This window comes from Flavobacterium gillisiae (genome assembly GCF_900107635.1).
In the GTDB taxonomy this organism is placed as follows: domain Bacteria; phylum Bacteroidota; class Bacteroidia; order Flavobacteriales; family Flavobacteriaceae; genus Flavobacterium; species Flavobacterium gillisiae.
Map to the genome: position 1 here is coordinate 118,624 of NZ_FNRD01000012.1, position 22,227 is coordinate 140,850.

Annotated in this window: 13 protein-coding genes and 1 pseudogene; 8 read left to right on the plus strand and 6 right to left on the minus strand. The window is 33.4% G+C overall.

The features are described from left to right. Positions 1 to 52: 52 nt before the first annotated feature. The 3 genes from BLV35_RS15490 to BLV35_RS15500 all read right to left on the minus strand — a co-directional run bounded on the left by BLV35_RS15490 (position 53) and on the right by BLV35_RS15500 (position 6,016). Complete coding sequence (locus BLV35_RS15490; RefSeq protein WP_091092301.1) at positions 53 to 3,463, minus strand: DUF5107 domain-containing protein; 3,411 nt, start codon at positions 3,461 to 3,463, stop codon at positions 53 to 55. Between the two features lie 20 nt (positions 3,464 to 3,483). Then, positions 3,484 to 4,860 (minus strand): sugar porter family MFS transporter, encoded by a 1,377-nt coding sequence (locus BLV35_RS15495; protein WP_091092304.1) that lies wholly within the window; start codon positions 4,858 to 4,860, stop codon positions 3,484 to 3,486. Positions 4,861 to 5,833: 973 nt separating this feature from the next. Next, a complete protein-coding gene (locus tag BLV35_RS15500) occupies positions 5,834 to 6,016 on the minus strand; it encodes a DUF4372 domain-containing protein (RefSeq protein ID WP_091092306.1) in 183 nt (60 codons plus the stop codon). Between the two features lie 115 nt (positions 6,017 to 6,131). Between BLV35_RS15500 and BLV35_RS15505 the strand changes: the two genes are divergently transcribed. Both BLV35_RS15505 and BLV35_RS19790 read left to right on the plus strand, forming a co-directional pair. Continuing rightward, complete coding sequence (locus tag BLV35_RS15505; protein ID WP_091092309.1) at positions 6,132 to 7,241, plus strand: formylglycine-generating enzyme family protein; 1,110 nt, start codon at positions 6,132 to 6,134, stop codon at positions 7,239 to 7,241. Between the two features lie 1,035 nt (positions 7,242 to 8,276). After that, positions 8,277 to 9,109, plus strand: a pseudogene (locus tag BLV35_RS19790) (IS30 family transposase); the annotation flags it as partial. A gap of 811 nt (positions 9,110 to 9,920) precedes the next feature. Here BLV35_RS19790 and BLV35_RS15530 read toward each other — a convergent pair. Beyond that, positions 9,921 to 12,647: an RICIN domain-containing protein gene (locus BLV35_RS15530; protein WP_091092320.1), complete on the minus strand. Its 2,727-nt coding sequence runs from the start codon at positions 12,645 to 12,647 to the stop codon at positions 9,921 to 9,923. Between the two features lie 542 nt (positions 12,648 to 13,189). Between BLV35_RS15530 and BLV35_RS15535 the strand changes: the two genes are divergently transcribed. Continuing rightward, positions 13,190 to 14,068, plus strand: coding sequence for an AraC family transcriptional regulator (locus BLV35_RS15535; RefSeq protein WP_091092322.1), 879 nt, complete (start codon positions 13,190 to 13,192; stop codon positions 14,066 to 14,068). A gap of 262 nt (positions 14,069 to 14,330) precedes the next feature. Here BLV35_RS15535 and BLV35_RS19315 read toward each other — a convergent pair whose 3' ends face one another. Both BLV35_RS19315 and BLV35_RS15545 read right to left on the minus strand, forming a co-directional pair. Continuing rightward, positions 14,331 to 14,498 carry a hypothetical protein gene (locus tag BLV35_RS19315; RefSeq protein ID WP_176980635.1) on the minus strand — a complete coding sequence of 56 codons (168 nt, stop codon included), beginning with the start codon at positions 14,496 to 14,498 and terminating at the stop codon, positions 14,331 to 14,333. A 251-nt stretch (positions 14,499 to 14,749) separates the two neighbouring features. Then, positions 14,750 to 15,748, minus strand: coding sequence for a GntR family transcriptional regulator (locus BLV35_RS15545; protein ID WP_091092327.1), 999 nt, complete (start codon positions 15,746 to 15,748; stop codon positions 14,750 to 14,752). A gap of 102 nt (positions 15,749 to 15,850) precedes the next feature. On the opposite strand from BLV35_RS15545, the gene BLV35_RS15550 reads away from it, so the two are divergent. From BLV35_RS15550 to BLV35_RS15570, 5 genes are all read left to right on the plus strand, one after another. Next, complete coding sequence (locus BLV35_RS15550) at positions 15,851 to 16,903, plus strand: aldose epimerase family protein (protein ID WP_091092329.1); 1,053 nt, start codon at positions 15,851 to 15,853, stop codon at positions 16,901 to 16,903. A 12-nt stretch (positions 16,904 to 16,915) separates the two neighbouring features. Then, positions 16,916 to 18,082: a galactokinase gene (gene galK / locus BLV35_RS15555; RefSeq protein WP_091092331.1), complete on the plus strand. Its 1,167-nt coding sequence runs from the start codon at positions 16,916 to 16,918 to the stop codon at positions 18,080 to 18,082. A 5-nt stretch (positions 18,083 to 18,087) separates the two neighbouring features. Next, positions 18,088 to 19,137 carry a UDP-glucose--hexose-1-phosphate uridylyltransferase gene (locus BLV35_RS15560; protein WP_091092332.1) on the plus strand — a complete coding sequence of 350 codons (1,050 nt, stop codon included), beginning with the start codon at positions 18,088 to 18,090 and terminating at the stop codon, positions 19,135 to 19,137. A gap of 3 nt (positions 19,138 to 19,140) precedes the next feature. Continuing rightward, positions 19,141 to 20,157 carry a UDP-glucose 4-epimerase GalE gene (gene galE, locus BLV35_RS15565; protein ID WP_091092335.1) on the plus strand — a complete coding sequence of 339 codons (1,017 nt, stop codon included), beginning with the start codon at positions 19,141 to 19,143 and terminating at the stop codon, positions 20,155 to 20,157. 85 nt (positions 20,158 to 20,242) lie between these two features. After that, a complete protein-coding gene (locus BLV35_RS15570) occupies positions 20,243 to 21,907 on the plus strand; it encodes a sodium/sugar symporter (RefSeq protein ID WP_091092338.1) in 1,665 nt (554 codons plus the stop codon). The last annotated feature ends 320 nt before the right edge of the window (positions 21,908 to 22,227 follow it).

Here is a 22,227-nt window from a genome sequence, read left to right on the forward strand (position 1 = left end):
ATTTATTTTTATAATTAAATTTAATCGGCAATAACACACTGCACAATTGCAATTACTTTCTAAAAGTGTGTTTATTTATATCTAATTCTTTTACTTTTTTATAGAAAGTTTCCGAAAGGTTTTCATTTCCTAAACCACTGTGCCCTAATGCCATTACATAATTGCAATGCACTTGATTACGAATATTCAAATCATCATCCCAAATAGCAAGGTCTGGAAGAGATACCGCAAAATAATCGATACGACATTTTTCAAACATATACTTTTCACCATGGGCAACAAGTTTCTTAAAACGACTTCGAGCCTTATCTTCATCTCCTAATTCTCGCCATGCAAGTCCTTGATAGAATATCTTGTCAGGTTGTTGATCATTATAGAAAAATGCCTGAACAGGTTCTGATGATCCAAGCGTTGCTTGCCTAAAATTTCTTTTTGCATTTTCATAATCACCTATTCCTAGATAAGCTAATCCTTTGTAATAATAGATTTCATTTTCTTCAGCATTCTTTAATTTTCCTTCGCCTAAATTATGAGGATATACTTCAGTTTCTTTAAGTAATTGAATAGCATCAGGAAAACGTTTTTCAGCTATAGCTATTTTAGCTAATTCTACTCTACATAAAGTATATAATCCAGTTACTTTACCTTCGCCACCTTCCCAAGGATGAAATTTTCTTGTAGAAATCATATTTTTTGCTATATCATATTTTCCAATCTGACAATACAACCCAATACGCTCAATACATAAATCATCTCGTTCTTCGACAAGATTACTATAGCGCTCAAAAAACACCAACCTTTCGGCAGGAGATTTTCCGATTTTTTTATACAGCTGGTCTAACTCCATGAATATCCTTGAATCTGTTGTATCGATTACAAAGGCCTTCTCTAATACTTCTTGAGCACGAACTTTATTATCTACTTTATTAAAATAAGCAAGAGCGAGGTTCCTTAAAACCGTAGGGAATTGATCATCACTATTTACTGAACTTTCCCAGCATTGTATCGCATTATCATATTGACGAAATGCATACCAAAAATTACCCAAATAAAACGGTGCTTTAGCATCATTTGTATTCAATAAAATAGCATCTTGCAGAATTTTCACCTCTTCTATTCGATTAGGAAAACATTTTTCTGGAGGCAATAACGAAGCTTTTTTATACCATTCAATAGCCCTATTTTTATCTCCTTTCATAGATTCAAAATAACCTATTGTGTAGAAAACCATTGGATAAACAGTATCCACCTCTTTAGTACATTCTTGTAAGAATTGGATAGCTTCATCATATAATCCTGCTGCCGCAAAGTCAAGTCCATATTCTATATACCCATGCGACCATTTTCGCATAAGCGTATTCATTTCAGCAAGTTCGGCTTCATTATTTGTTAGCAAATACTTCTCAAAACGACATCCCATATTAAAACGGTCAATTTTGATGGATTCATTTGCTAAAACTAAAGCTTCATCTATTCTTCCTAATTTCCTTAAAATAGAAGTCTTTAATTGGCGTGCTTTATGGTTGTGCCAATTGCGTATCAAACAAGAATCAATCCGTTCTAAAGCTTCTTTCCATTCTCCTTTGATACAATCTATTTGTGCCAAAGCAAAAAATGCAGCATCTTGCCAAGCGGCATTCCAAGTAGATTTAAAAAGAGCCGTATAAGCATCTTCTAATCTTCCTTCAATTTTTAAACAAAATCCTAAATTATAATGTGGTTCCCCATCATAAGGATTCGGACTTCGCTCTGTTAAAACTTCTACTGCCATTCTAAAATAACATTCCGCTTTTTCAAATTGTCCACGACGCAGCATCAATAAGCCAATAGCATTATTGCAACGTACGTCCTTAGAATCTCTACTTAAAGCTTCTAGGTAATAATCTAGCGGGTTGTAGGTCGCATGGCGGTATTGTTCCAGGTGTAAACCCGTTAAAAACAATTGCTCAATCGACGTGATTTCTTTAGGATCAAGAGCCGCTTTTGCTGGATCTGGCGGTGGTTTAATTTCCGGCTTTTGTTCTTGATAAGCCACCAGAACTTTATCGTCACCAGTATAAATACTAAAAACCAAATTTTCTGAGGCAACATCTCCTATAATTACATTCTTTTTATAAGGATTATACGGAGAAACACTCACGATTTCCTGATGTAAAATAATTCCATCAATGTCTTTCAACTCTAACTTTAAATTTTCAAAAAAACTTGTTGTATACAAAATTAAATCGGCTTTGTTTCCATCTACCTCAATATTGATTACGGCATCTTTAGTAGCGTTTTTTACATAACCCACTTCGGCATAAGGCATAAAATATTGAACCCAAGATTTTTCTTCATAGGCTTGGAGCCACGAAAAATCAGGTTGATTGTCTGTAAAAACCCCAGTCATTAATTCAATGTAAGGCCCGTCTTTATCCGTTAGGTTTCTGTCCCATGCAAGCCCAAAATCACCATTTCCCCAAGTCCACTGTTTTTTTCCTGGAGATATGTGATGATTAGCTACATGCAATAAACCTGCTTGTACGTCATCTTCATATCCTCCAACAAAATTGTATTTAGAATGAACCGCCATATAGGATGTAGGTACTGGGATATTTTTGTATTTTGAAATATCTACACCAGCAGAGTAATCTTGTTTGTAATATTCTCCAGTTGCTATTGGAAAATTAGATACATCGCGTTTTCCATGGTCAAATACAAAATTTACATCCGGTGGAAAAACAGACTTATATTCATCGTTAACAACAACAGCGGGATTCGCCCACCAAAGAAACGTTTGAGGGAAAGCCGTTCTATTATAAATTTTGACTTTTATTTCTATATAAGCTTTATCAGGATGCAAGGTAAAACCTTGCATCCCTTTGGTTCTAAACATTCTTTCTACTTCATTACACCAAACCGTTTTACTACCGTCAGCATTTTCTTCAATACTATAATCCGTAGGCAAAAAAGTACTTGGACGGTGATGTTGTGGCCAGTTGAACTCAATTCCTCCTGAAATCCAAGGCCCTGTAAGCCCTACTAACGCAGGTTTTATTACTTGATTGTAATATACAAAATGACGTTGTTTTACCTTATCATAAGCCATGTGAATACGCCCTCCAAGTTCAGGTAAAATCATTACCTTAATGTATCTATTTTCTACAAATAAGGCACGGTATAACTTATCTTTCTTTACATCCGATATTTTTTCAACAACTGCATAAGGATATACTGACCCAGAACTACCTTGATAAACTCTTTTCTCTAGGAAAATAGGGTTTTTTTCTTCTTCACCAATTTCATACGTTGGCAGCAAAATATCTTCCGCCCATACTCGAACCACTCCTCCCTCATCCACAGTAGATTGAATCAAGTAAGCAGTAATTGGTTCATCTGCTATTTCAGCAACAATGGGCTGACAATTTAAAAGCAATTCGCTTTCTTCACTTGTATTTGGTCTATCTGAAGTTAATTTTTCCATCTTAATTTATTATGCGTTGTTTATTTTGTTAATTCTGTTTCTATTTGTTCTAATGATTTCCCTTTGGTCTCTGGTAAATAAATTCGTAAAAAAAGATAACCCAGAAAACAAATTATTCCATAAAGCCAAAAGGTTCCGTAGGCACCTAAACTACTATTTAACAGCGGAAATGAATAGGTAAGTACAAAGCAGGCTGTCCATAATGAAAAAGTACTTACCGCCATGGCCCTGGCTCTAATCTTTAAAGGAAATATTTCTGACAAAACTACCCAAGTAACAGGGGCAAGTGTCATCGCATAGCAAGCTATCGCAGCAATTACAAGAACTAAAACAGCAGCACCAGTTACGGAGAAATAATAACACAAACCCAGCACCGCATAAACACAAGCTAATCCAATCGAACCAAAAAGCATCAAAGGTTTTCTTCCCAATTTATCAACTAAATACATTCCTACAAATGTGAATATGACATTAGTTAAACCTGTAATAACTATATTAAATAGAATATCTGTAACACCATAACCGGCAGCGGAAAATATTTCTTGAGCATAGTTAAAAATTACATTAATACCGCACCATTGTTGAAAAACAGCTATTACAATTCCTAGCAAAAGAATTTTAGGCATTTTACCTTCAAAGAATAACTTATAACTAACTTTTTCTTTCACGATTCCCATGGCAGATTTCAATTGACTCACTTGATCTACAGCAAATTCTTGACCTCCAATTTTTCTAAAAATAGCTGTAGCTTTATCATACTTTTGCTGACTAGCAAGCCATCTAGGACTTTCTGGAATAATTAATATCAAAGCAAAGAATGCTACTGAAGGTAAGGCCTCTGCCCAAAACATAATTCGCCAACCCGATTGCACATTCCAAGTATCAAATAAAACAATACCAGAAGCAATAGGCTCGGCAATAAATAAATTAGTGATTTGTGCTGCCAAAATCCCCAAAACTATCGTAAGCTGATTAATAGACACGTATTTTCCTCTAGAGGCACTTGGCGCAATTTCGGCAATATACATTGGGGAAAGATTTGACGCAATACCAATTCCAATACCCCCTATTACTCTCCAAATAATAAACATTTCAATCGAATTAGCTCCTCCTGTCCCTACCGCTGATATTGTAAAAAGTATTGAAGCCACAATCATTAGTGGTTTTCTTCCATATTTATCAGACATGCTTCCTGAAAGCATCACTCCTAATAGGCAACCTAAAATAGCACTACCCATCACCCAGCCTTGCATAGAAGGAGAATCGGCAATATTGAAAAAAACTTCATAGAATGGTTTAGCACCACCTATTACAACCCAGTCATATCCAAATAACAATCCACCCAAAGCAGAAACTAAAGCAATAAAAAGCAAATAAGAAGAATTATGTTTACTCATGATTTTAAATTATATTTTATAGAAAGCAAACATACAAGCATAACAGTAGTTAAAAAATGCAAAAAACAAATAAAAACATGTATAAAACAACGAGTTAAAATAATATTAATTTATTTCTAAAATAAATACCTGCTTTTCTCTCATTTTCTACAACAATTTATAAAATAGAAAATTTTATCTATTTTATATAGATATCATTAATTTTAAACAAAAATAATTTTGGGAAACATATTTTTAAAATCAAATGCCCAACAAACCAATTATTATAACTAATTTTAATAAAACTAAAAACCTGTATTTTTCAATTTAATTTAGCACAAAAAAATTCAATAATAAGATGGAACAGATAGCTGATGGTTTTAAAGGAGAAAGAGAAATTGTATTACCTTACAGTATTCGTAATTTTCAAACCAATAACGAATTAACCAGATCACTTTAGATTACCCATATAGGTTATTACCCAAATACAAAAAATCATTTCGCAAACGTTCCAAAGGAGCGAAAGAAGATATATTAATCTATTGTGAAAGAGGAAAAGGAACTATAACAATTGAAAAACAAAAATCATTATAAAAACAGGCAACAACAATTACACTTCCTTTAAGCAATGTAATCTCGTAAGCTTTTTTATTATCAGCAGTTTTCCAATTGTAATGTTTACGAAAGCAGGTAAATGACGTTCATAATCAAGTAAAACATGGATTTTTACGGCTCCTTTAGCCGTTTTGTATTTGGCCTAATCAAACAAACTTAGACACGGACTTATGCTAGTAGAATCTAAAAGAAAAATTTTACTCATTATTTTAAACATTACATGTTTCAATCAAGCTTGCTGTCCTAAACTATCGAGCAATTGAAAATAGTAATCTTTGAAAAGTGTGTAATCGTGTTTTTTATTCTGATAACTAATCGTGTATTTTGAAGGTGCTCTTTGAACTCCTAGATGATTCAAGTTAGCTGTCGCGGAACGAAGTCAATTGCTTATATCTCGTACCGATTGACTTTTTTCAAACTGGCAGAACAACATAGATACAAGATGTGACCAACTATTAAGTCCTTTTTGACGTTTGTAGCTTTGCTTTTCAATAACAAGTTTACTGAATTTTGCACGGTTTAGTTTACTCATGATTTGAGAAAACAATGTTACATTTGTCATTGAGAATGGCGGCTGTTTTTTGGACACCTCAAAACTAAACTTTGAGTTAAAAACTAGCCATTCGTTTTTAATCGTTTAGGACGCTATTGATAAAGTAATAATTAATATAAAAACAATGAGACATAAAGCTATCATTCTGGTGTCACTATTTCTTTTAATTAGTGCTTGTAAAAATGAGCAGGATAAAACATTAGCTAAAGGCAAATCAATGAGTTGCGAGTCTTCTTTACCTTCCCGATATCTTTCGGCAGATACTCTAGCCAACTTTAATAAATCAAAAATAGTTCCCTACGATGGGATGGTGAAAATTTCTACCGGTGAATTCATGATGGGAGCTTCAGATGACGAAGGCAGACCAGAAGAATATCCCCAACACAATGTAAAAGTGACTAGCTTTTGGATTGACGCGACTGAAGTAACCAACGCTCAGTTTGAACAATTCGTTCAGGCAACTGGTTATGTGACCACCGCCGAAATAAAACCAGATTGGGAAGAAATAAAAAAACAATTGCCAGCGGGTACACCAAGACCAGCCGAAAGTTTATTGGTGGTGGCGTCATTGGTATTTATCGCAACAACTGGGCCGGTCGATTTGAACGACGTTTCCCAATGGTGGAGCTGGACTAAAGGGGCTAACTGGAGACATCCTCATGGTCCAGAAAGTACTAATAAAGGTAAGGAAAATTATCCGGTAGTGCATATTTCTTGGAACGACGCTAATGCTTATGCGAAATGGGCTGGTAAAAGATTGCCAACGGAAGCCGAATGGGAGTTTGCAGCTAGAGGTGACTTAATTAATAAAAAATATTCTTGGGGAAATGAGCAACCTGAACAAGGAAAGCCAAAAGCAAATATCTGGCAGGGCAAGTTTCCGTATTTGAATACCGCATTTGATAAATTTATAGGAGCAGCTCCTGTAAAATCATTTCCTCCCAATGAATATGGATTGTATGATATGTCCGGAAACGTGTGGGAATGGTGTAGTGATTGGTATGCACCAGAGTATTATAAAGAGTTGCCTGGCAATCTTTCAATAGATCCTACAGGTCCGTCAAAAAGTTTTGATTGGACGCAATCTACCATTCCGAAAAAAGTGGTTAGAGGAGGTTCTTTTCTGTGTAATGCTTCTTATTGCAAGGGGTATCGTGTCACTGCACGAATGAAATCGTCTCCAGATACAGGTCTGGAGCATACCGGATTTAGATGTGTAGCGGATATTAAATAATGTTAAGATCTAAAAATAAATCATGATTAAATATTCTCTTTACACCACATTTACTTTTTTTTTAATCTTAGTTCAGGGAAAGAGCTTTGGAAAAAGAGAGAAAAAAAAAACATTTTAAGGACACCAAATATTATTGTTTTTTAGTTGATGATATGGGTTGGCAAGATTGTTCAGTGCCTTTTTACAGGAAAAAAAATGGAATTTTATATATCATACACCAAACTTAGATAAGCTGGCTTCGGAAGGAATGTAGTTTACCAATGCTTATGCGGCTCCCGTATGCACCCGAGTCGGGTGAGTTTGCTTACGGGAATGAACCCCATAAATCATAAGGTAACCAACTGGACTTTTGAAAAAAAAATAAAAATCAAGAAGTAGAATCAGTATTATTAAGTGCGCCTCAATGGAATAGGAATGGGCTTAGTCCTATTGCTTGAATTGAAAATACACTTCATGCCACAACTTTTCCATCGATACTAAAACAAAACGGATATTTTACTATTCACATAGGGAAAAAGCATTTTGCAGCGTACAATACTGCAGGCGAAAGTTCTTTAAAGTTGCGATTTGATATCAATGTAGCAGATCATGCTGCTGGACAACCAAAAAATTATTATGCCACGGAAAATTTTGGTAACGAAGAAGAGAAGGAAGATATTCGTGCTGTTCCTGGACTAAAAAATATTGGAAAAAAAATATTTTCCTGACAGAAGTGTTAATACAAGAAGCTATTCCATCAATGGATTCAGTTCGTAAAAATAAGAAACCATTTTTACTTTATATGGCGCATTATACAGTACATATACCAATAATTTCTGATATTACGCTTATACAAAAGTATAATGATGCTGGCTTGGGCACAACGCAAGCAAAATATGCATCTACGATTGAAGGGATAGATAAAAGTTTTGGGTATATTATGAAATTATCTAGAAGAAAAAAATATTGATAAAAATACTATTATCCTTTTTCTTTCAGATAATGGAGGATTAAGCGCTCATGGTCGAGGAGGAGCACCGAATTCCCGTTAATCCACGTAAACTGGCTAGAAATTCCGACAAAAGAAATCAAGTTTATAGAGCTAACTTAGCTCAAGGTAAAGCCGATTTTAGGCATCGTGAAAAACCTAAAAAAACACACTTCACCTCTGATATTAAAAAACGTGTAATCGCACTTTTAAAAGACGATTTTAATCGGGAGCAGATTATAGGTTATTGTAGGTTGAAAAACTAAATAGTGTTTGTGTCGACATTTATCAATATATTTGGACTGATAAAAAGAAAGGTGGGAAACACTATAAACACTTACGATCAAAAGGGAAACGTTATGCCAAAAGGGGAGCTCTAAAGGGCTTAAGAGGTATTATTAAAGACAGAATAAGTATTGAACACAGGCCTCAATTGTAGAAGAAAAGCAAAAAATAGGGGATGTAGAAATTGATTTGGTTATTGGTAAAAATCACAAAGGAGAGCATTGCTAACCATAAACGAGAGAGCAACAGGAGTTCTGAAAATGGCTAAAATTAATAGTAAAGGAGCTAAAGAAGTTGAAGAGAAAATCATAGAGCTATTGATTGATTAGAAGCTAATTTTGCATACCATTACATTCGACAATGGAAAAGAGTTTTCAAATAATAAAAACGTCTCCGAAATATTGAAAATAGATTATTTTTTTGCCAATCCATATTGTAGTTTGGAAAGAGGTGCAAATGAAAGTTTAAATGGTTTAGTAAGACAATATTTTCCTAAAAAATATAACTTTGATTTAATAGCAAAACAAGAGGTTTTAACAGTAATAAATTAAATAGCAGACCCAGAAAAAGATTTGGATATAAAAGTCCGAATGAAATATTTGAGCAATCAGCCTAATGTTGCATTAATTACTTGAATTCACCCATCCAAATATTCAGGTTTGCATATACTTGCAGTTGAGTCAATTTTATTATAAATAAATAAATGTACTAATAAAACTTAAAATATTAGCACATTCAAGTTGAGCGTACAGAAAGTTATTATCAAAAATTTGATTAAACAACTCAATTTGATTACTATTAAAAGGAATGGTTCTATTTTTACTGAATTTTTCAATATACTGACGATATAGATTTCCTGCTATTATTCCATCAAAATGTAACCAGTAAATACTCCAGGTATTACTATTTTTTGATTTATGGGAGTGTGCAGTACTTTTTGGTATAATAAAATATTGGTTTGGTTTAATAGTTATTTTAATATTGTCAATTTTTACCCAACAAATTTATTCAAAGCAGTAAATAAATATAAAATAGTTATGACTTTTCTTTCGCTTTCTTTAGTGATAATTAGCTTTAGGGAAATAGCTCAAATCAGCAAAAAAAAATTAGTAGTAATTGGATTGTCTTTTGCTATTGATATTATCTAAAATGGGAGCACTATCATTTTTTACCCTATGAACCGTATTTTAGATCATTTTTATCCATATTATAAAAAAACAGTTAACATAATACGCTTAATTCTAATAAGTTAATCATACGTAAGTTAGTTCAAAATAAATGATAATAAACCGCCTCAAATTGTATTTTGAGACGGTTTATTACTGTTTCTACTTGTGTAATTTATTAAGATAATATCTAAAAAAAATTCAGTTTTTAAATTATACAGAATGAACATTAAATGTTTTCTTAAAAATATCAATTCGCTTTTACTTAACAATAATTTTACTAATAAAAGCACCTCTCTCATTTGAAAATTTCAATATATAAACACCTTGATTAAATAGTGGTTTATCCAAGTGTAATTCTGATTCTAACTTTATTAAAACGGTTTCTGTTAATAATTTACCTGTAATATCAAAAATTTGTAGATTCAAGGGAACGCTTCCTTCTTTAGAAATTTTAAATAATCCGCCACTTGGATTGGGATAAATTTTTATATTGTTAAAATTATTTTTGTTTTCTAAGGTTGAATCTTCAAATAAAATCTGTTTGTCATTTCCATTCTTTACTTTTAAGTTAGAAGATGTTGAAGTAAATGTCCATTTAAAGTTATCTGTTCCTAAGTAGTCCCAAAGCACAACATCGTCTCCATTTAACTGACCTTGATCTGAAACTCCCAGAGCTTTGTTTAAACTATATTTAGGAGTCACTCGATATTGCCCACTTCCCAAATCTTCAATTATAAATTTTTGATTGCTTGCATTGGTGTCCTCGGTATTTATATTGATTGCTGTGCCGTTAGAGTTTGAACCGCCATTAACTGTCATTATTTTATCTGTGTATTTAGGTTTAAATTTATAATAACCATTTAAATCTCTTGTAACTGTAAACTTTAAATTATCCTGATTACTATAATCATATTGTTCTATAACTGCTCCATTAGTAGATGAAAATCCAGCAACAGTCATATATTTATTAGAGTGTACCGCTTTAATATTATAATCACCATTTGGTATGCTATTAACGGCACTAACAGGTATGAATTCCCATTTAAAATTCCCTGCATCTAAGTAGTCCCAAAGCACAACATCGTCTCCATTTAACTGACCTTGATTTGAAACTCCCAGAGCTTTGTTTAAACTATATTTAGGAGTCACTCTATATTGTCCACTTCCCAAATCTTCAATTATAAATTTTTGATTGCTTGCATTGGTGTCCTCGTTATTTATATTGATTGCTGTGCCGTTAGAGTTTGAACCGCCATTAACTGTCATTATTTTATCTGTGTATTTAGGTTTAAACTTATAATAACCATTTAAATCTCTTGTAACTGTAAACTTTAAATTATCCTGATTACTATAATCATATTGTTCTATAACTGCTCCATTAGTAGATGAAAATCCAGCAACAGTCATATATTTATTAGAGTGTACCGCTTTAATGAAATAATCACCATTCGGCACTGGTGCAAGAGCAAGTAAAGAAACTACAAATGTTGTAACAGAATATGCTGGAGCAGTATAGGAGAGCGTATTACCAGAAAGCAACCCTTTTTCGGTTGCAGAGGAAACTGTTTTTTCCGTACAGTCTTCTCCAGTGCCAGAAATGAAACCAGAAGTTCTATAAGTTTTAAAACCTGAAAGATACCCAAAACTGCTTAAATCTATGGTATAAGACTTTGTAGTATCAGAATTATTAACCATAACCATTACAGCTTCACTTTTGTCTGGACTTAATGCAGCCAAAGAACTACCATTATTAATATCAATTATTTGATATCCAGCTTTAATATAGTTAGTGACATTTTTGCGACAATAAAAACCACGTGTTTTTTTCAATACTGGAGTTTGGTACGGATTATTTTCGTTCCAATTAGTTTGTTGTATCAAACCCCACCCGTCATCACTAGACAAAAGTTGCCAATCACACCAAACAACAGATTGTAGATTACGTAAATCTTCGATTAAACGGTAAGCCATATCATAATGCCTTATCTGCCAATCTGTTTTTCCTGAAGGCAAATTCCAAGATAATGGACCTGTTTCAGTTTGCCAAATAGGTTTATTACCATTGGTTTTAGCGAAAGAGGATAAGTTGACTTTTTCTTGCCAAGTTCCATCATAAGAGTGCGTATTTATTTTAGCAAGAAAATTGTATTCGTTCGGATTATTTGTTTTTAAAGTAGTCATATTAGACAAGGTAGTTGGTACCTTTGAATTATCAGCAGCACCTAAACTAATTGACCACATATTGTAAGTTGATTGACTTTGCCATAATCGATATAAAATCTGCGCTTGTGTTGCGGGATAAATCCCAGATCCTTCTTGTAATCCACCCTTCATCCAATAACCAGACATCGGTTCATTAAACGGTTCAATATAACTGATATTCCATAGCGGATGAGCCGCCTTTAAACCCGCAGTTACTGATACTAGATAATCAGCAAAATCATCTATAAATTCAGGTTTAAGATTTTCAGAAGTAGCAGAAACATTACCAGCAGAACATTCACCATAAGTCATCCACCATGGTGGAGAATATGAAATAGTTTCTGTAATTATATCTCCTTTATTTTGTCTCAACATTGCAATTTTGTCCATCATCGATATTTGACGAACATCACTAGTTAGATCATAAGTTCCCCATCCCTGGCCATCCGCTTGTTGACTTCTATAACCTGGCATTTTCGCCCCATCTTTGCGAATATGATCCCCTGCAGTACAATTTGGGTTTTCTCCTCCTCCAATATTAAACCTAAATACATTTAAATTTAAATCGTTAACCGCATAACCTGCTAATTCATCAATAGTAGATTGTGGCATCCCTCCCGCTAGATTTGCCCACCAAGCCAATGAAACTCCCCAGCCTTGAATGGTCTGATATTTGACATTTTGGTTTACGGAAACATTTTGACTAACTTGAGCATCTGCAGAGACACTTGAAAGATAAAGTATTGCAAAAATAAATCTAAAATAAAGTAACTGTAATTTCATAATTCTGGTTTTTATGGTTTTGGTTTTCTATTAATGATTTTCAATAAATTATGTTGATCAAGGACTGATGACAGAATTTTAAAGTCAATACTCTAAAACAAAATATAAGCAATGAGAACAAAATAATCTCATGCTTTTTTTAAACATTAGTGCCCTATAATATTCAAATAACAATCCGCTAAACACAAAAAACTAAAGCAATAAAAGTATGCTCATTAATATTTTTTTATAACTTTTGTGTTTACTATACAAAGATGAAAAGCTTATTACGATTAAAAATGTAAAAAAGATGTACAAAAATGTATAATCTAACTATTTGGAGACAATAAATAATCATATCAAAAATAAATGAGTGTTTTTCTTTGATTCTGACAATTTTTATATTGTAATTTGGGTTTTCAGTAAAAATAGAACAAAACATAAAAACATGTAAAAATGTTTTTTATCAATGTGCATATTTATTAATTTTAATTGGAAACCATTCTAATCGGGAGATTTTGATTTATTAATAAACCGTAATAATAACTTTATACTCAATATAAATGGAACACATAGCTGATGGTTTTAAAGGAGAAAGAGCAATTGTATTACCCTACAGTATTCGGAATTTTCAAAACAATAACGAATTGACAAAATCACTATATATTACACATATAGGATATTATCCAAATGCAAAAAATCATTTTCGCAAACGTTCCAAAGGAGCGCTAGAAGATATTTTAATATATTGTGAAACAGGAAAAGGAACTATTACCATTGAAAACGAACAATTTAAACTTACAGAAAATCAAATTTTAATTATTCCTGCCAATAAATCTCATTCTTATGAATCCGACACCTCAAAACCTTGGAGTATATATTGGATTCATTTTAAAGGCACAAAAGCTTCATTATACTCCCCTGTTAAAGAAAAACTTATAAGCTTAAATGATTTAAGAACCTCAAATCGATTGGAGCTTTTTGAAGAGATGTATCAAAATTTAGAAATGGGATTCTATGCTGATAATTTGGAGTATTCAAGTATTTGCTTCAAACATTTTCTTTCAAGCATTAAATATATGGACCAATTTACCAGAATAAACTCAGTTAACACCTCTGATTTAGACACAATACCAATGAGTATTATTTTCATGAGAGATAACTTGACTAACAAATTAACTTTGAACCAAATTGCAAAGCATGTAGGTTATTCTGATTCTTATTTTCGAAATTTATTTTTAGAAAAAACATCGTTTACACCAATAGAATATTTAAATAAATTAAAAATTCAAAAATCTTGCTCATTATTGCAATTTAGCAACATGAAAATAAATGAAATCGCTTATCATTTGGGCTATTATGACCCGTTTCATTTTTCAAAATCCTTTAGAAAAGAAATGGAATTATCTCCACGAGAATATCGAAAAAAATATAAGAATTAGAAGTCATAAAATAATCCGGTCTCCCCCCGGCCGTTCCTTTTGCTCCGTTGACCATCTGCAAACGGTCACTTCTTGCGTTTGATCGAGCGGTCTACCAAAACTGAAATACCACTTCATTTGTATAGTAATCAAGTTTTTAGGAATTGCTCTTTCGCTCGGCCATCCGGTTTAGATCCGTCAAGTGAAAAACCACACTTTACCCTTAATCAAGCTTTGCTAAAGGCAATCTCTTATTTTTTACCGGCCATTTGACGCTCTGTTTCTAAAGTGCCTGTTCTATTACTTCAAACCCATCATTACGTTTCTCATCCATAAAAAAGTTCCATATCCCTGATATTGGACACTTCTTTTTTAGCTCCTTACGGTGCTCTGGGACTTTGATTACCGTTTCAAAAAGAAATCTTAAAATAGAATACAGACGATAGTCCATTTTTTGTTTCTTCATTTTAATTTCCATAAATAACATAAACTTATGCTCACTGCGCATTTTTATTATCTATTCAACACCCCAAACTTATTGTAAACATGCCCTTTAAAGACATAATCTGTAGTATAAGAGGTACTGGACGATAATGAACTTTACTTTGGTATTCATGTTTTAAAGCGCTTTAAATTCCTAAAAATAATGCTATCTATAAATGCAAAAGATCCCTCTAAAATAAATTATTATAAAGTTTAATTTTACAGTGAATTACGAAGTATTAACGCACATTTATTCTCTATTTGCTCTTCCTTATTCTTCAGAATCATTTGAGCCAATATTGTCCCCATCGCTTCAAAATTGGTCGAAATAGTGGTAATTCCGTTTTCAACTACTTTTTTGAGCGGCGTATCATTATAAGAGATGATTCCATAGTCTACCCCCAATTCTAGCTTTTGAAGTTTTGAAGTTTCAATAACAACCACTAAATCCCTGTCATTAGGAATAACATAAGCCTCTCCGCGCATAATTTCTCTATTCGAAAATTTAGTGATCACCTCATACTGCAAAGAGAAGTCATCGCAAAACTTTTCAAATCCTTCTTTCATTCCAAGTGGTTCTCTAAAACCTGGAAAAATCATAATCAATTTCTTGTATTTCTTCAATTGCACTTTCCCTTTAAGTAGCGCATCATAAATATCTTTTCGATGATTCTGATAAACAGCGGGGTACATTCTCAATTCAGGATTTGTTTGGTCTAATATATATACCTCATTAACTGGTAGGGTTTTTATTATTGCGGTTGCCTCCTTTAAGTTTGTTGGCATGATGATATATTTGGTATAATTTCCATTTGCATCATTTATGAGCTTATTAAAAACATGAATATTAAAATGATGAAAAAAAATATCTACTTGCACCCCCTTACCTACACTTTTTAAAAACGAATTATAAAGATCCTCTTTAAAGATGTTCAATTCATCAAATAATAGAAAAATCTTTTGTTTTATGGTAGTTTCAGTACTTTTTATATAATATCCCTTACCAGGAATAGCATAGATAATTCCTCTTTTTTTTAATTCGTCATACGCCTGAAGCACAGTATCTCTAGAGAAGGACTGTTCCATACACACCTTGTTTACCGATGGTAATTTTTCTCCTTTTTTAAGATTTTCTTCCTCAATTGCCTTTTCTACAGAGTGAATAATTTGCTTGTATTTCGGAATACCCAAATTATTTTGAATTGAAATTATTTTCATAATACAGGGAATTTTATCGCAAGACACAAAAACCGGTAGGTGCTGGTATGTTAAAATGTATTTTTGTTTTACTTTTGATTTTCAGCATTTAATAAAAAAAGAATGAAAACAAAACACATATCACATTTAATATCTAATTATTTAGTGAAATTCTTCGGTTTATTAGCTAACGGAGATAGCGTTCACTCTTGTGAATTAACAAATAAAAAAGGAATGTCTCTGCAGCTAATTGATTTAGGCGCTGCAGTTACATCATTAAAAATACCATTAAAGAATGGAGAAGTTATTGATGTCGTTTTGGGATTTGACACATTAGATGATTATGTAGAATCTTATAATTTACAAAGCGCACCTTACTTTGGTGCTACTGTAGGACGGTTTGCAGGCCGCATTAATAAAGGCCGATTTGTTTTGAATGGCAAACAAACACAATTAAGTATAAACAACGGAGAGCATTCCCTTCATGGCGGCCCTAATGGCTTCAGTCAAAAAATTTGGGAAATTGTTGAAGCAACAAAAAGCAGTGACCCATCCATAAAATTAAGATTGATAAGTCCAAACAACGATGAAAATTTTCCAGGAGAATTAGTAGTTGAACTTACCTACACAGTATCTGAAGAAAACGAATTAATTATCGAATATCAAGCAACTACCACAGAAGATACCATCATTAATTTAACACATCACAGTTATTTTAACTTAGATAGCCATAATTCATCTATCTCAAAACAGGAGCTAATTATCAACTCTAATAAGATGGTAGAGACTACAGAAGATAATATCCCAACAGGTACTATTCTAGATGTATCCAAAGGACCATTTGATTTTAGTACTCCTAAAAAATGTCCCTCTAAAATTGACAATACTTTTGTTTTAGAATCAAAAAATGAATTTGCAGCCTCGCTATTCAATAAAAACAATAATTTAAAAATGACCGTTTACACAAACCAGCCTGGCTTGCATATCTATGTAGGTGGTGATTGTGCAAGCGTTTTAAAAGGGAAGAATAATGCAGATTATCATCCCTTGAGTGGTATTTGCTTTGAAACTCAAAATTTTCCGGATGCTCCAAATCATGATCATTTTCCCACTGCAGTTTTGAAAAAAGGCGAAGTGTACCACCACAAAACACTCTATAAATTTCAATCTTTTTAAGTCTATACCACTATGAATGACACTTTAATAAACAAGACGATTAGTAGTTTTCAAGAAAACTTTAATTCAAAACCAGAAAAAATAGTTCTATCACCAGGACGAATAAATATCATAGGGGAACATATCGACTACAATGATGGCTATGTTTTACCAGCAGCTATTGACAAGATCATTTGTTTTGCTTTCGAAAAAAACAATTCAAATACTTCCAGAATAATCGCTTTGGATCTTGAAGATGAATTTGAAATCGATCTTACAGCCGAGGTGCAACACGACGAAAAGGTTTGGACAAATTACATAAGAGGTGTTATACAACAATTAAAAAGTGGTGGATTTCAATTTGAAGGTGTCAACTGTGTTTTTAGTAGTGATATTCCGGTGGGTTCTGGTTTATCTTCATCGGCTGCTTTAGAATGTGGTTTCTTATTTGGAATAAACGAATTATTTAATTTGAATATAAAACCAATCGACATTGCTTTATTAGGTCAAAAAGCAGAGCACTGGGTGGGAATTCATTGTGGTATCATGGATCAATTCTCTAGCGTTATGGGGAAGAAAAACCAAGTTGTAAAGATTGACTGCCGAACATTAGAATATACCTACCATGAAGCTAATTTTAGTGATTATTCGTTGATTTTATTTGATTCGAATGTAAAACATTCGTTAATGACATCAGCCTATAACGAAAGAAGAGAGCAATGTGAAGAAGGTATTGCTATTGTACAGCGTAATTTTCCCGAAATAAAAAGTTTTAGAGATTGCACCGAGCAAACAATAATCGATCTTAAAGATAAAATGAGTCACAACGTTTATAGACGTTCACTATTTGTTGTAAGAGAGATTAATCGCGTTATCCAAGCTTGTGAAGCATTAGATAATGGAAACATTGAACTTCTAGGTGAACTTATGTTTGCAACGCACGAAGGACTTTCTAAAAACTACGAAGTGAGTTGTGACGAATTAGATATATTGGTTGATTTAGCTAAAAAAGAAGAGTCGGTTATCGGTTCTAGATTAATGGGTGGCGGTTTTGGTGGTTGCACTATTAATTTAGTTAAGAAAGGATATGAAGAAGAAGTCAAAAGTAAGTTTGCGAAATTATATTTTGAAGCTGTTGGCATAGAACTAAAAATTTATGATGTTAAAATCGGGAACGGAACATCACTTTATACAAAATAATTATCATGAAAAAATTTGACATCAACGAAGATCCACACAGAAGATACAATCCATTAATTAACGAATGGGTATTGGTTTCCCCTCACCGCTCAAAACGTCCTTGGCAAGGACAAAATGAAACGATTTCGACGATCGAATTACCAGAATACGACCCAACATGTTACTTGTGTGCAGGGAATGTACGTGCGAATGGAGAAGTGAATCCTCCTTATGAAAATAGTTTTGTTTTCGAAAATGATTTTGCCGCTTTAAAACAAGAAGCAATTGATTTTGAAGAAAATACTGAAGAGACTTTTTTTAAAACACAACCCGAAAGAGGAATTTCAAGAGTGGTTTGTTTTTCACCAAAACATAATTTGACTTTGCCCGAAATGGCTGTAGATGGTATTGTAAACATTATCCATACTTGGCAAAAAGAATATACTGACTTAGGAAATGTAGATTACATTAATCATGTACAGATTTTCGAAAATAAGGGAAGTGTAATGGGGTGCAGTAATCCACACCCACATGGACAAATATGGGCTCAATCTTCATTACCAACTGAAGTAGAAAAAACACATAATAATCTTAAAGCTTATTTTGATAAGCACGGAACAAACCTGCTTCAAGATTACCTAAAAGAAGAACTAAAATTAAAAGATCGAGTTGTTGTTGAAAACGATCATTTTGCAGCATTAGTACCTTTTTGGGCTGTGTGGCCATACGAAACAATGATTATTAGTAAACGACACATCACTAAAATAACTGAATTCACGGAAGATGAAGTTACCGCTTTCGCTGCGATTTTAAAACAGTTAACGACAAGGTACGACAACCTTTTTGAAACTTCATTTCCATATTCATCCGGAATTCATCAAGCACCAACCGATGGCGAAGCACATCCTGAATGGCAATTTCATATGCATTTTTACCCACCATTATTGCGTTCAGCAACAGTAAAAAAATTCATGGTAGGCTACGAAATGATGGGAGAATCTCAAAGAGATATTACAGCAGAGAAAAGTGCTCAAATGTTGAGAGACCTTTCAGATGTTCATTATAAAAATAAATAGGTTATGAAAATTGTAGTTACAGGAGGTTTAGGTTTTATAGGTTCGCATACGGTGGTAGAGTTACAAAACGAAGGTTTTGAGGTTGTTGTAATTGATAACTTATCAAACTCGACAGAAGAAGTAATCAATGGAATTGTTGCCATTACTGGAAAAAAACCGCTGTTCGAAAAATTAGATTTGCGAGAGAAATCAGCAGTTCAGGATTTTTTTAAGAGACATGATGATGTAAAAGGGGTTATTCATTTTGCGGCCTCAAAAGCAGTTGGAGAAAGCGTTGTAAACCCTTTACTGTACTATGAAAATAATATAAACACCTTGATTTATATACTCCAAGAGCTAGAAAAGAATGAAGAAGCTAATTTTATTTTTAGTTCTTCTTGCACGGTTTATGGTCAAGCTGAAACGATGCCGATAAACGAAAATTCAGCCGTTCAAACCGCTATGTCACCCTACGGAAACACCAAACAAATAGGAGAAGAAATTATTACTGATGTGGCCAAAGTTACTGCCATCAATGCCATTTTACTACGCTATTTTAACCCTATCGGAGCACATCCTTCTACTGAGATTGGAGAATTGCCAACAGGAATTCCGCAAAATTTAGTTCCCTTTATTACTCAAACCGCTATCGGATTACGAAAAGAACTGATGGTGTACGGTAATGATTACCCAACCTCAGACGGAACCTGTATTCGTGATTATATTCACGTTGTTGATCTAGCTAAAGCACATGTTGTTGCTTTGCAGCGTTTATTGAACAAGAAGAATATTGAAAAAGTAGAAACCTTTAATCTAGGCACTGGAGTAGGAAGTACTGTTTTAGAGGTGATTCACGCTTTCGAAAAAGTAAGTGGTCAAAAACTAGCGTACAAGATCGTAGATAGAAGAGAAGGTGATATTACCTCAGCTTACGCCAATACAGACAAAGCCAATTCAATCCTAGGATGGAAAACAAAACTAACCCTTGAACAAGCTATGGAAAGCGCTTGGAAATGGGAACAGAAAGTTAGAGCAGTGTAACTTGTTCTAGGCGGTACTTAGAAGCGTTGTATTATAACCTTCAAATTAAGAAAATAATTTTATAAAATTTTAAACAATAAATAATATGGTAACAGAATTCGGATTTATAGATTACGTAGTTTTTACTGCGTATGCAGTTCTTATTTTAGGTGTTGGTTTATGGGTTTCTCGTGAAAAAGATGGGCATCAAAAAAATGCAGAGGATTATTTCCTCGCTAGTAAATCATTGCCGTGGTGGGCAATTGGTTCTTCATTAATTGCTGCCAATATTTCTGCGGAACAATTCATAGGAATGTCAGGTTCTGGCTTTGCATTAGGGTTAGCTATAGCTTCGTACGAATGGATGGCTGCTTTCACCCTTATTATTGTCGGGAAATACTTTTTGCCTATTTTTATTGAAAAAGGAATTTACACGATTCCGGAGTTTGTAGAAAAACGATTTTCAACAAACCTGAAAACGATTTTAGCCATTTTTTGGATTGCCTTATACATCTTTGTTAATCTGACTACGGTTTTATATTTGGGAGGATTGGCTATTGAAACTATTTTAGGTGTTGATATGATTTACGCCATTATAGGTTTAGCACTGTTTTCCGCGGCTTATTCGTTATACGGTGGACTGTCTGCCGTAGCTTGGACAGATGTGATTCAAGTTGTTTTTCTTGTTCTTGGTGGACTGGTGACTACTTATTTAGCCTTGAATACCGTTTCTGATGGTGCGGGAATGTGGCAAGGGTTAAAAACAATCTATGAAGCGGCTCCAGACCGCTTTGTAATGATTTTAGATGAGTCAAATCCCGAATACATGAACCTTCCCGGAATCGGAGTATTAGTCGGAGGTCTTTGGGTAGCTAATATCTATTATTGGGGTTTTAACCAATATATCATTCAAAGAACTTTGGCAGCAAAATCATTGCGCGAAGCACAAAAAGGAATATTATTAGCTGGTTTTTTAAAATTAGTTATTCCATTAATTGTTGTTGTCCCAGGGATTGCGGCCTATGTGATTATAAATGATCCTGTAATTATGGCGAGACTAGGTGTTTCAGCGATGGAAAATTTACCTGGAATTGGCACTGCTGACAGAGCTTATCCTTGGTTGCTACATTTCTTACCTTCTGGCCTTAAAGGTTTAGCATTTGCCGCTCTGGCTGCTGCAATTGTTTCTTCATTGGCTTCGATGTTGAACTCGACTTCTACTATTTTTACAATGGATATTTATAAGCAATACATCAATAAAAATGCTGACGACAGGACCACGGTAAATGTGGGTCGTCTTTCTGGGGGGATTGCATTATTAATAGCTGTGATAATGGCTCCACTTTTAGGTGGAATTGATCAAGCATTTCAATTCATACAAGAATATACAGGAGTAGTAAGCCCAGGTATTTTAGCCGTGTTTATTCTAGGACTATTTTGGAAGAAAACAACAAATAAAGCTGCAATTTGGGGAGCACTTCTTTCTATTCCTATCGCAATGTTTTTTAAAGTGGGACCAAAATCTTGGGCCGTAGGAAGTGGTATGGAATCGATTTTTCCAACCTTGCCTTGGATGGATCAAATGGGTTACACTGCGGTTTTATCCATGCTTTTAATTGTTGCTATAAGTTTACTTCAAAATAAAGGGAATAATGATGCAAAAGGAATTCCTTTGACAAAAGAATTATTTAAAACGAGTCCCCTTTTTAACATTTGCTCTTTTGCTATAATGATAATTTTAGTGGTAGTCTATGCTGTTTTTTGGAAGTAAAAACAAACGTGTAATCTTAAAAAACAGAATTTTAAACCTCAAATTAAAGAAGTAAGCAATATCTTTTTTATGTCTAGCTTTAAAAAAAATATAAATTATTAAAAAATAAAAGTACAATTATCAAGCAGTAGTAAGCAATAGGTTACTACTGTTTTTTGTTTTCCTAAAAGTCAAGACCTTTTGAGGAACAACAGAAAATGCTGTTCGTATTCAAATCAATGTAGTAATTATATCCTACTGTTTAGTTTCTATAATCGCAAAAGATTTAAAAATCAATCGTTCGTTCTACGAAATCCAACAAATTCTATCCGCATCATTAC